This window comes from Elusimicrobium sp. An273 (genome assembly GCF_002159705.1).
GTDB lineage: Bacteria > Elusimicrobiota > Elusimicrobia > Elusimicrobiales > Elusimicrobiaceae > Avelusimicrobium > Avelusimicrobium gallicola.
The window spans coordinates 220,615-233,367 of record NZ_NFJD01000001.1 but is presented as its reverse complement, the minus strand read 5'-3'; the positions used below and the strand labels follow the sequence as shown (position 1 = coordinate 233,367).

The following is a 12,753-nucleotide window of genomic DNA, read 5'->3' as shown; positions in this document are numbered from 1 at the left end:
ACAGACGGTAGAGAAAGGGTAAATATTATAGAATGAAATAATGAGGTATTTTTCCTTCTTATGAAAATACTGCGGCTGCCTGTGGCCCTGCTGCTTATTTTGCAATTCGTCGCCGCCCCTCCGGCCGGCGCCGAATCGCTGCCGTACACCCTGGTAGACCGCGATCAATACGATATTTTTGCCGAAGACCAAGCCGAAAAAGAAGAAGAGGCCCTTACGATTCAAGACCCGCCGGACGACGCCCAGCTGCTTAAATTTACCAACGAGTTTTGGCGCCAGGCGGTTACTTCGGTGGAGGGCTCGTATAAGCTGGACAACGAGCCGGAGCCGATTCCGGACTTGACGCTTTTAAATCCCACTCTTTCCCTGCCGCTTTACGGCACCAGCATCGCTTTAACCGGGCGCTATGTGCTGGGGTTCCAAATGGCGGCGCAGAAATACAAAAAAGACTCCAATAACGACATCAATAAACGCAACACCAGCACGTTTGAAATGCAGCAGGAAATGCAGCTTAAAATGCAGGGTAAAATTTTGGAGCGCGTGTTTGTGGATATCGACTACGACGACCAGCGCGAAGAGGAAAAAACCATTTCCGTGGCTTACCGCGGCAAACCGGGGGAACTGGTGCAGCTGGCTGAATTCGGGGATATTAATTTGTCCCTGCCGGAAACGGAGTTTATCGCCTATCAAAAGCAACTGTTCGGCGCCAAAATGCACTTGCAGCACAAAAACGCCAATTTGTATTTAATCGGCTCGCAAACCAAAGGTTCCAGCAAACAAAAGCAATTTATCGGCAGCAGCGTGTCGGAAATTATTTCGCTGGCGGACACTTCCTATCTGCGCCGCACGTATTACGATTTGACGTTCGGCGGCAACGTCCGCCCGTATATTGACGACGGCGGCAGCATCCGCTACCCGGTAGACCGCACCGCGTATGATGAGTGGCGCACCGTGATGGGCAGCATCTCGCCCGGCACGGAAGAAATTTATTACTACAGCAACGATTCTTCCACCTCCTCCGATTACGTGCCGATAGACCGCATTGCCACCGACGCTTTGGGCAGTACGGAATATCCCGCCAAGTGGCAGCTTTTAACGCGCGGCGTGGACTATACGGTGGATTATGCAAGCGGCATCATTACGTTTAAACGCACGGTTACGGCGGAGAGCGTTATCGCCGTGGATTACCGCGACACCCGCGGCAACCAGTTAAGCAATGTCTTGGGGAAAACCGGCACCATTAAACTGATTAAAACCGCCAACGACAAATCCATTGAAACCGGCCCCGCCATGGTAACCGAGACCGCCAACAAACTGGAGCTGAAAACGTATTACAATATCGGCGCGCAAAAAATTACGCAGGACAACGGAAAAGGCAATTTTATTTTGCAATTGCAAGACGCCAACGGCCAGGCGCTTACCAGCCCCTATTATACCTATCCCACGTATATTGACGTGGATTTTGACAGCGGTATTTTTGACCTGGCCTACCGCATTAACGACACCGGGCTCTACGGCGCCACGCCGACGTCCTCTAAAAACCTGACGTTTAAAATTCAGTACGAATCCACCGTAAAAACCTACTTTATCGAGTCGGGCATCGTGATTGAATCCGAAACCGTCAAATTAAACGGCCGCACCCTCACGCGCAACAACGATTATTATATTGACTATACCTCCGGCTTTATCACTTTTTATAAAGGGGATGAAATTACCGAAAATTCCGTCATAGACATTACCTACGATACCACCACCGGCTCCAGTTCCAACAACTCGGTGATGGGCGGGCGGCTGGATTATAAACTGTTTGACAAAATCATCATGGGCGCCACCATGCTTAAAGAAAGCGGCGAAAAACCCAACACCGTTCCGCAGGTGGGCAATTATTCCAAGGATTTGCTCGTTTACGGGGCGGATATTAACGGCAAAGACATTCGGCTGGCAGAGCCGCTGTCGGTGGATTTCAGCGCGGAAGTGGCCAAAAGCAAAAAAAATCAAAACCTGTTTGGCTACGCCATGGTGGACAGCATGAACGAAGCCACCGAACAAGTGGCCGGTTCGCGCATTTTCAGGGACTGGATTTTTGCTTCCAACCCCAGCGGCAAACCCGCTTTCTTAAACTCTATCCATTGGGACACGCAGGATTTGCCTTCGCTGGAAATCAACCCGCACTCCATCGCCAATTATAACGACAAACAGCAAGTGCTGGTGTTAAATTACGATTTCACCCTTCCGGCCACCACCATTGACCAAACAACCGGGCAGCCGTTTTTAAACGAGGAAGGGCGCGACGAGGTTTCCATCGTCTATCCGCTGAGCCAAAGCGGGATGGATTTGTCCAGCAAAACCTCTTTTGAACTGACGATGCTGGGCGAAGAAAACGGCCCGCAGGTCAACTTTGCTTTCGGTAATATTTCCGAATACTCCGATTCTTCCAACGGAATGGATACCCAATGCGGCACTAACGTTCCCAAGACCGAAGACATTTACTGCCGCAACACCCTGGCGCCGAATGAAGATATCGGCTGGCTGTTTACCAACCCGGACGGGACGGAAGAACGCTATAATCCGTTTGTAAACAACGTCTACAACCCCGAATCCCAGCCCAACGGGCGCATTGATACGCAGGATTTAAACGGCAACGGCGCCTATGACGCCGAAAGTATGCCCGCCCAGGGCAACTTCGGTTTTGCGGGGGCGTCTATTGACGGAATGGTGAACAATACGGCATCCAACACCGCGTGGACGACCTACACGATGCCGCTTTTATTGTCTACGGAAGAAAAGGAACAATGGACGGCCGTGCGCCACCTGCGTATTACGCTTAAATTAACCGACGAAATGAAACGCGCCGGCAAATTAAAAGGGCAAATTAAAATTGCCAACGTGTCTTTGTCCGGCACGGCGTGGAACGCCCAAAACGAAACCGATCCGGATGTTTTCTCCGTGGCGGGCATCAACAATGTGGACGACACCAACTACGAGCCGATCTTTGCCGATACCACTGGCGACGGGCTGACGGTATTTAATTATTTGTACGGCTCGGTTAATAACTATAAACAGGCCACCGGCTCTGCCAACGCCTTGGATCAGGCCCTGAACATTAAATTTAATACCATCGGCCTTTCCCCCGTGCGGGACGACAGCACGGAAAACAATCCGGCGGGCGAACGCTACGCCAACCGCAACTTCTCCAGTATGGATTTTACCCAGCACCGGGAATTCCGCTTTTTGCTGCACGGCGCCATGGAGCAGGGCGGCGCCCGCCCGTTAAACCAGCCCGGCACGGAGTTCTTTTTAAAAGTGGGTACGGAAAACAATTTTGACAAAATCATCGTGCCGACCGATTTCCGCGGCTGGCGTCTTATTTCCCTGCGGATGGTGGATACGGATATGGACGGCGTGCCCGACTCGTTTGAAAATATATCGGATCCCTCCTACAATGTGCGTGTCGTGCACCACCGGGGGCCGGGCGGATTGCTTAACTTTAGAGAAGTCAGCTTGATGTTTACGGGCGTGCAGCCCGAAAGCCGCTATACGTACACGTTTACGCAGCAGGATAACACGCAAACCCTTTTTGCCCGCGGCATTTTGCAGCCGGGGCTGGCGCTGTACGGCGATGCCAATTTTACGGTTTCCGCGGGGACGGTGCAAACCGTTTCCACGCAGGCGGACGGCTCTTATGCCGTTACGCTGGAAAACGGCAAATCGTACACGGCGGTGCTGGATCAGGTAAGCGCACTGGGCAGCCAGGGCGAAGTGTGGCTGAATGTAATTCACTTGGCCGAATCCATTACGCTGGAAGGCACGGCCTATAAGGGAGATGTGGTGGTAAACCTGGACGGCTGGGGCAGTGCGGGGGCCAAGTATAAGTATCAGGACAGCAATTTTGAAACGCCGCTTGCCGTGTCCAAAAATCAGGAAGTCACGCAGGAAGAATACTTTTTGAAAGTGGATAAAATTAAAGAATTTCCCATGCAGGCCAATTTAACCCGTTCCAGCACCGTAACCCCCTTGGTAACGGACACGACGGATTACAACACCATCAGCCTGTTGGATAAAGGCAAGGTAGACCGGCAAAGCGCGGTCGTGCGCGGCGACTTTAAGAAAGATAACTTCCCTCAAATCGGCTTGGAATACACCACCGATCAGGTGGAATACGACGCGATGAAACGCAAGGACGACGCCCGCACCTACGGCGCCACGCTGACGCATTCGGCCGGCACGTTTAAAAACATTACGGCCGGGTACCACATTACCGACTCGTCCATTAATTATGACCGGACGCGGCATTTGGAGTCCGACAATTACTACAATACCGACGAAAACACCCAAAAAATGAACATGAAGGTAACGTACCAGCCGACGAATAATTTTAACTTTACCCCCAGTTACAGTTTAAGCAAAAGCAAGGAAGACCGCACTACCTATCAGGAAACGTCCGCCCAAAACATCAGCTATCCCAAAGCCATGAGCCAGAACACCGGTTTTAACAGCACGTGGAAAATCACCAAATGGCTGGCGCCGTCCGTCAGCTACAACATCAGTACCGTGGAAAGCAACAACCTGACGGCCAAAACGCTTAACGCCGCCGGGCAGCAGGTAACCGTGGGGGTGGGAGAAGTAAAAACCATCAACCGCAACGCAGACGGCGGTATCTCGCTGACGCTAAACGGAAATGAAATCCTGCCCAACAGCAAGCTCTTTAACACGTTTGTCATTTCCTCCAGCTACCGCATCCAGGACGCGGACTCCTGGTACGACGTGGACAGCGACTACGACTCCCGCAAAGATTTGTGGATCCGCAGTTCCTTAAAAGACGTGGGGGAATACGGCTATCGCAAGAGCTTAACCTTGCGCGACACGTTCACCTCTACCCAGCGCTGGAGTCCGCTTTCGCAGTACAACCTGGAAGGCGCCGCCGCCCCGTTAAAGACGATTTCGCTGATTAACAACTTTACCCGCACCCTGCAAACCAACGACCAAACCGGCACGCTGTATGATTCCACCAGCTTAACCTTGCCGGATATGACGTTTTCCATTTCCGACTTGGAAAAATTCTTTTACGGCGGCCGCTGGTTCAGCTCGTCCAACTTAAAACTGCGCTACAGCTGGGTGGAGCAAAACACCCCGGGAACGGACGAACAATACACCACCCAGTACGGGGGGGACTTGCGGTTTATGCTGTTTAATTATTTTGACACGGTGCTTAACTATACGCGCAAAACCTCCGACAAGACGGACTTGCGCGCCGGCACCAGTTTGGAGCGCATTGAGGATAACGATATTTCGGCCCAGACTTCTTTTTACATCGGCTCCATGCGCGTTACGCCCAAACTGCTTCACACGTCGCACGAAAAATGGCTGGTGGCGGGCCAAATCAGCGAAAGCAGTACCGAAACTACCCCCAGCCTGAACCTCCGCTGGGACTTCAACCTCCCGCGCGGTTTTAAACTGCCGTTTATCAATAAAATGTACAACGCCACCAACCGCGTGATTTGGAACACCACTTTTTCGTATACGGACAAACGCTCTCCGGTGGAAGTAACGGAAAACTACAAAAAATTTGATTTCAGCACCTCGCTGGATTATGAACTTTCGCAAAACCTGCGCTTTACCGTAGGCGGCGGATTTACACTGCTCAACCACGCGTATGTGGAAACCGAAGATTATACGGCCTACAATGTGGCGGCCAACGTAACGGTGCAATTCTGACGGTATGAAAAAAACTTTAAAGACACTGTGGCGGCTGCTGTTGCATTTTTTCTTTCCGCGCACTTGTTTTGCCTGCGGCTGCGACCTGCCGTGGAGGCGAGAGGAGCCGCTGTGCGCCGCGTGCGCCCAAGGGCTTAAAACGCCCGGGCCGCATATTTGCCGCCGCTGCGGGGCGGTGCTTACAGAGGGCGGGGCGCATTGCTATGCCTGCCGCGGCAGCAAGGAACGCGCGTATAAGTGCCGGGTGATCCGTTCGGCTTTTGTGTTTAACACCTCTTCGCGGGCGTTGGTGCACGCGCTTAAATATGCCGGGGCCGACTATTTGGCCCGGTATATGGGCGGGCTGATGGCCAAACGCTTTGCCCGGTATCCCGAGCTGGCCGCGGCCGAAGTGGTGATGCCGGTGCCGCTTTTCCCGCGCCGCGGGCGCAAGCGCGGATATAACCAAAGCGAATTGCTGGCACGTTTTTTTGCGCCGCAGGTGGGCCTGCCCGTGCAAACCAAGGCGCTTGTGCGGGTGCGCAACACCGTCAGCCAAACCAAGCTGGGCCGCGCGGGAAGACTGCAAAATATGGCGGGCGCCTTTGCCTGCCGTCGGCCCGAATGGGTAAAAGGGAAAACCGTTTTGCTGATAGACGACGTGGCCACCACCGGCGCCACGCTGGAAGGCTGTGCCGCCGCTTTAAAAGCGGCCGGGGCCCGCCGTGTGCTGGCGTATACGTTTGCGCGGGAATAAAAAATCCGGCCGGGCGGCCGGATAAAAAGGTGGCAGGCGTGCGCTTATTGCCTGCATTTTTCCTGCATAATATCCACAATCATCGGGTCTACCTGCCGCATGCCAATGCTGGAAATGGAGCCCAAATTGCGGATGGTTTCTTCGGCCGTTTTTCCGACGAATCCTTCCACTTCCGTAATGCCGTAGTCGTGAATGGCCATATAGGCGGCGCGGATGGCGGCGTCGGTGGAGCTGACCACTTTTAAGGCGCAGCCGCTTTTGGCCCCGTCGCAGAGCATGCCGCCAATATCGCTGATGATGTTGTTGATGGACAAGGTAACGGCCGGCACGCATTTGCCGCGCTGTTGATACACTATCGCGGCGGAAGCGCCCACCCCGGCCGCAATGGCGCAGCCGCAAATGGGGGCCAGCTCGCCGGTAAACACTTTTACGTATCCGTTGAGCAAATGGGAAAGTGCGATGCTTTTTAAAATGGTTTTTTCGTCCACTTCCATTTCTTTGCCCACTTTCCAAGGCACCAAAATGGTTACCACGCCCTGGTTGCCCGATTCCCCGCTGGACATAACCGCCACAGCTTGGCCGTCCATGCGGGCGTCGGCCGCGCAGGCGGTTAAAATTTTGGTGGAGGAAATTAAATCCATCTGAAGCAGTTTTTTGCGCACTAGTTCTTTAATGTAGAACCCTACTTTTTGCAGTGCCTGCCCCAGTTCGGCGGCTTTTAAATTCATTTCTACACCCTTTTTAATATAGGCCAAATCTTCTTCGTCTGCGTTGTCCGCCGCGTCCAGCAGTTCCTTCAGGGTGGCTTTTTTAAGGGAGGCTTTAAACTCGTTGGCCTGCTGGGTATTGTTTTCCAGCGGCAGCTGGTTGATCTTTACGTTTTGCCCCTGCGCCAAAAACACCACTTCCGTATGGCTGCCGGCAATAATGCATTTGGCCGTTTTGCCGCTAAGGCCCGTCAGCTCGGCTTCAATGTAAAAGCCGTGTACGTCGGGCGCTACCTCCATATGTACCCGGTGGGCCTGGAGCAATTCTTTGGCTTTGGCAACGGTTTGTTTGTCGGCTCCGCCCAAAATCTGCATGTTCAGCTCCGGCTGAGCCAACACAATCCCCATGGCTCCCGCCAGCAGATTTCCTTTTTCCCCGTCGGTATTGGGGATGCGCACCCCCATGCCGTTTTTATAGGTGCCGGCATCCAGCTTAAAATCCGCCCGGGCGATCGGCTCGCCCAATTCTTTGGCGGCATAGGCCGCGCACAGCGCGACCGACACCGGCTCCGTACATCCCATGGCCGGATAGACCTGATATTTTAATACTTCTTTTAAAATGTTCATGCTATTTTTCCGTTTGCTTTTAAACTGTAGTGGGAGCCTTTGCCCACGATAATATGGTCGTGCACCGAAATGCCGAACAGTTCCGCCGCCCGGATGACGTCCTGCGTAAGGGCGATGTCTTCCTTCGACGGGGTGGCGTCCCCCGAAGGGTGGTTGTGCACCAAAATAATGGCGGAGGCTTTTGCCGCTAGGGCGCATTCCACAATTTTGCGCGGCGACACGGCCACCCGGTCAATCAGCCCCGAGGCCACCACCTGCGTACTCATCACCGTATTGCGCACCGAGAGATAAATGACTTCCAAACATTCTTCTGTTTTCCCGGCCAACGAGGCCTTGCAATACTCCAACACCTGCTGCGGGGTGCGGATGGTGATGCGTTCTTTTACTTCTTCAAACGAGTATTTTTTAAATACGGCCCGGATTAATTTTAGAAACTGGGCCGTATTCGGCCCTACGCCCGGTACCGTCATCAGTTGTTCGGGATCGGCGTCCAACACGGCGGATAAAGAACCGAATTTTTTAAGTAAAGCCCAGGCAATCGGTTTAGTGTCTTTGCGGGCAACGGCGTAGGTAAGCAGCAGTTCCAGTGTTTCGTGGTCTAAAAAAGCGTCTAACCCGGCCGAAGCAAATTTTTCACGGATGCGTTCACGGTGTCCGATATAAGAAGGCTTACTGTTTTTTGCCATAGTGTTTCCTGTTTTTTTATTATACTGTTTTTAATGCTACAATAGGTATAACCAACACATACAAAACAGGTGGAAAATATGAAAAATATCGTGGTAATCGGCGGGGGCCCGGGGGGATACCCGGCCGCTTTGAAAGCCGCCGCATTGGGGGCAAAAGTAACGCTGGTGGAAAAAGGCCAGCTGGGGGGCGTGTGCCTAAATTGCGGGTGCATTCCTTCTAAATCCTTGTTGGATGCGGCGCACCGTTTCCACACGGTAAAAACCATTTCTTCATTGTGTGCCGCCGGGGCGGACGAAGCGGCGCAAGCGCTGTTTGCCCTGCGGGACTGGCCCAAAATCCAAGCCCGCCAGAAAGCGGCTACCCGCAAGCTGACGCAGGGGATTGCATTCCTTCTTAAAAAAGCGGGGGTGGAAGTACTGCAGGGGGTGGCTTCTTTTCGGGACGCGCATACGGTGGCGGTAACATTGCCGGACGGAAGCGAAAAAACCCTCTCGTGCGACGGCGTTATTTTGGCCGCGGGGTCGGAAGCGTTTTTTCCGCCGCCGTTTGACCAAATAAAAGACCAGATTTACGACAATTCCACTATTTTTGATATTCCCGCCCTGCCCGAAACTCTTGCCATTGTGGGCGGCGGCGTGATTGGGTGCGAAATGGCGGATTTGATGAACTCGCTGGGGGTGGAGGTAAGCGTTATTGAAATGCAGCCGCGCATCCTGCCGCTGGAAGATGAAAACGCCGCGCGCGTGCTTGCTCAGGCACTTTCCAAGCGCGGGGTTCATTTCTACACGGGCACGAGCGCGGCGGCCGTCCGCCGCGAAGGCGAACGGTTTACGCTGACACTTTCCAACGGGCAGACGCTTTCGTGCGCGGCGGTGCTGGCCGCTATCGGCCGGACGGTGGATTTAAGTGCGCTTCATATGGAAAATATCGGCGTGGAATGGACGCGCAAAGGCGTGCAGGTAAATCCGCAGACGCTGCAGCTAAAAGACGATATTTATGCCGTGGGAGACGTAAACGGCCTCTTCCAGCTGGCGCACGCCGCCAGCCGCCAGGGCGAGGTGGCCGCCAGCAACTTGTGCGGGGTGCCGGCCGTGTATCACAATCAGGCCGTGCCGCGTGCCATCTATACCACGCCCGAAATTGCCTCGGCCGGGCTCACGCGCGCGCAAGCCGAAGCACAAGGATTTTCCGTCAAAACCCACAAGGCTTTCTTATTGGCCAACGGGCGCGCCGTGGCGCAAGATCAAACGGAAGGCTACTACGAACTCATCAGCGACGCCAACACCGGCCGGTTGCTTGGCGGCGTGCTGGCGGGAGCCAACGCTACGGAGCTGGTGCACACCCTCAGCGTAGCACTGGCCGCACAGATGACGGTGGAGCAATTTAAAGAAGTAATTTTTGCCCACCCGACGTTTGCCGAATCCTTGGGAGAGGCGGCCGCCAAATGAGCGCTTTTTGCATTGTCCTCGTCCGCCCGCGCGACCCGAACAATATCGGGGCGTGTGCGCGGGCGATGGGCAATTTCGGACTGTCGGATTTGCGGGTAGTGGATCCGTATCCGCCCGTCTGGCGCGAGGCCGTCAGTGCGGTGGGCGTGGGCGACATTTTGCAGCACGCCGCCCGGTGCGAAACGTTGGACGAGGCACTGGCGGACACGCAGTTTTCGCTGGCATCTACGGCGCTAAAAAACCGGGATATCCGCCAGGAAATTATTACCCTGCCGCAGTTAAACGAACGGCTGGCCCGTCAGCAAGCCCAGCGGGTGGCGTTGGTGTTTGGAAACGAAAAAAGCGGCCTTTCCAACGAAGACATTGAACGGTGCGACGCCGTGCTGAATATCCCGACGGCCGCCAAACAGCCCTCCATTAATTTGGCCCAAGCAGTCATTTTAACCTGTTACGAGCTTTCCCGCCGGCCGGATTTTGCCGCCCTGCGCACGCCCGGCGCCGGCCCGCAGCTGCCGACGGACGCGCAAAAAGAAATTTTTATCTCGGCGGCGGATCGTTTGTTTGAAAAGGCCCAATTTAAAACCGATTTTTCCTCCGCCCAGCGCAAAGCGCTTTTGCGGCACATGTTAGCCAAACAGGGGCTTTCGCGCGAGCAGTTGTTTTTTCTTAAAAAATGGGCCGAAAAATTAGCCGAAAAACTGCCGTAATTTAACGGTCAAAAGCCGGATATTTTGTTAGAATATAGGTATATGCAAAAGGGGGAGCGCTATGGCTTATAATATCCTAGTCATCAATCCGGGATCCACCTCGGATGATATCGGCTATTACAGAGGGGATAAACCCGTTTTTGAAGTTACCGTACGCTACTCGCTGACCGATTTGGAACCCTACGAAGGCAAAAACGTTACCGAACAATTGCCCTTGCGGCGCAAACTGATCTTGGATTATTTGCTGGATCATAAAGTGCCGCTTAAAGAGATTGACGCCGTCATCGGCCGCGGCGGTTTTATCCGCGCCATGGAAGGCGGCGTGTACGCCGTCAACGATCAAATGGTAAGCGATTTGGAAACGGGCCGCTACGGCGGCATCCACCCCAGCAATTTAGGGGGGATTTTAGCCAAAGAAATCGCCCAATACGCCGGCTGTCCCAGCTTTATTGCAAACCCGGTGGTCATTGATGAACTCCAGCCCGTCGCCCGCTATTCGGGCATGCCCGAAAATCCCCGCATTTCCATTTTTCACGCCCTCAGTCAAAAACGGGTGGCGCGCTTAATTGCCGAAAAAATGGGTACCCATTACGAAAAAGTAAACTGCATCGTCTGCCACGGCGGCGGCGGGATTACCGTGGGCGCACACCGGCAGGGGAAGGTGGTGGACGTCAACAACGGCTACGAAGGCGACGGCCCGATGACCCCCCAGCGAAGCGGCGGCACGCCCAACGCGGGGCTGGTGCAGATGTGCTTTTCCGGCAAATACACCCTGCGCGACATCCGCCTGAAACTGCGCGGCAAAGGCGGGCTGGTGGCGTATACCGGCACGTCGGACGTAAAAGATTTGGAAGAATTTATCCGCACCGGGGAAAAACGCCCCGGCTCGCTGATTCACTGCACCCGCGAAGAGGCCAAACTGGCCGAAGACGCCATGATTTACCAAATTTCCAAATACATCGGTTCCATGGCCGTGGTGCTGGAAGGGAAAGTGGATTTTATCGCGCTTACGGGCGGGCTGATGCACAGCAAAATTATTCCGCAGGAAATCAGCCGTTATGTGGGCTGGATTGCCCCGATGTACGTGTTCCCCGGCAGTGAGGAAAAAGACGCCCTTCGCGACGCGGCCCGCCGGGCGCTGGACAATCCGAAAATTGTAAAACAGTATAGCTGATCTGTATTATTACTTGAAGGAGAAACAAAACGTATGAAATTCAAAAGCTTTGCTGATTTGATTAACCAAGTAAAAGGAAAATCAAACAGAGTCGTCGTTCCGGGGGCCAATAACAAAGAAGCCCTGCAAGCCATTAAAATGGCCGATGAGAACGGTCTTATTTCCCATGGTATTTTAATCGGGCCGCTGGCGGCCGTAAAAGAAACGGTGGCCAAAGTGGGGCTGGACGAAAGCAAGTTTGAGTTTATTGACTGCGAAGACGTCCCCACCATGTGCAAACTGGCGGTAGACCAAATTTTGGCCGGGAAAGGCGATTTCTTGATTAAAGGGCTGGTGGATACGAAGTATTATATGAAAGCCATCCTGAACAAGGAAGCCCACCTGGTGCCGGAAGGGGCGCTGTTGTCGCACTTTGTGTTGTTTAGCACGCCCAAATACAAAAAACCGTTTGCCGTAACGGATTCCGCCGTCGTGATTGCACCGACCTTGGAACAAAAAGTAAAAATCATTCAAAACGCCGTCAACACCATGCACAAGCTGGGGTTGGAACACCCCAAAGTGGCCTGCGTGTGCCCGGTGGAAAAAGTAAACGAAAAAATCCCGTCTACGGTGGAAGCCGCGGCCTTGGCGCAGCTGAATGCAGAAGGCAAAATTACCGGCTGCACGGTGGAAGGGCCGTATGATTTGTACATTTCGTTGTCTGCCGAGAAAGCGGCCGAAAAAGGCATTACGGGCAAAACCGTGGCCGGCGACGCCGACATTTTGATGCTGCCGGATCTGGACGCGGCCAACCCGCTTTACAAAGCGCTTACGTTCTTTGGCGACCAGATGGAAGCCGCGGCCGTATTGGTGGGGCCGAAAATCCCGGTCATTCTGCCTTCCCGCGCCGACGATCCGAAGGTCAAGCTCAACGCCATTGCGCTTTGCTCGTATCTGAAAGATCAAAAATAAT

General features: G+C 53.8%; 8 protein-coding genes. 6 read left to right on the top strand and 2 right to left on the bottom strand.

All coding sequences use genetic code 11. From position 1 onward, the window contains the following. Nucleotides 1-60: 60 nt before the first annotated feature. A complete protein-coding gene (locus B5F75_RS01130; RefSeq protein WP_087286657.1) occupies nt 61-5,715 on the top strand; it encodes a hypothetical protein in 5,655 nt (1,884 codons plus the stop codon). Between the two features lie 4 nt (nt 5,716-5,719). Next, nucleotides 5,720-6,451: a ComF family protein gene (locus tag B5F75_RS01125; RefSeq protein WP_087286654.1), complete on the top strand. Its 732-nt coding sequence runs from the start codon at nt 5,720-5,722 to the stop codon at nt 6,449-6,451. A gap of 44 nt (nt 6,452-6,495) precedes the next feature. Here B5F75_RS01125 and B5F75_RS01120 read toward each other — a convergent pair whose 3' ends face one another. Together B5F75_RS01120 and radC are read right to left on the bottom strand one after the other, a co-directional pair. Next, entirely contained in the window at nt 6,496-7,785 is a 1,290-nt protein-coding gene (locus tag B5F75_RS01120; RefSeq protein WP_087286651.1) for an L-cysteine desulfidase family protein, read from the bottom strand. Beyond that, nucleotides 7,782-8,471 (bottom strand): RadC family protein, encoded by a 690-nt coding sequence (radC, locus tag B5F75_RS01115; protein WP_087286648.1) that lies wholly within the window; start codon nt 8,469-8,471, stop codon nt 7,782-7,784. Before radC ends, B5F75_RS01120 begins: the two co-directional genes overlap by 4 nt. Before the next feature lie 78 nt (nt 8,472-8,549). On the opposite strand from radC, the gene lpdA reads away from it, so the two are divergent. The 4 genes from lpdA to B5F75_RS01095 all read left to right on the top strand — a co-directional run bounded on the left by lpdA (nt 8,550) and on the right by B5F75_RS01095 (nt 12,752). Then, nucleotides 8,550-9,920 (top strand): dihydrolipoyl dehydrogenase, encoded by a 1,371-nt coding sequence (gene lpdA / locus B5F75_RS01110; RefSeq protein ID WP_087286645.1) that lies wholly within the window; start codon nt 8,550-8,552, stop codon nt 9,918-9,920. Next, nucleotides 9,917-10,627 carry an RNA methyltransferase gene (locus tag B5F75_RS01105; protein WP_087286642.1) on the top strand — a complete coding sequence of 237 codons (711 nt, stop codon included), beginning with the start codon at nt 9,917-9,919 and terminating at the stop codon, nt 10,625-10,627. The genes lpdA and B5F75_RS01105 overlap by 4 nt, the downstream gene beginning before the upstream one ends. A 61-nt stretch (nt 10,628-10,688) precedes the next feature. Beyond that, nucleotides 10,689-11,801 (top strand): butyrate kinase, encoded by a 1,113-nt coding sequence (gene buk, locus B5F75_RS01100; RefSeq protein ID WP_087286639.1) that lies wholly within the window; start codon nt 10,689-10,691, stop codon nt 11,799-11,801. A 33-nt stretch (nt 11,802-11,834) separates the two neighbouring features. After that, the gene (locus B5F75_RS01095) at nt 11,835-12,752 is read left to right on the top strand and encodes a phosphate acyltransferase (protein WP_087286636.1); all 918 of its coding nucleotides are present in this window, start codon (nt 11,835-11,837) and stop codon (nt 12,750-12,752) included. Nucleotide 12,753: the final 1 nt, after the last annotated feature.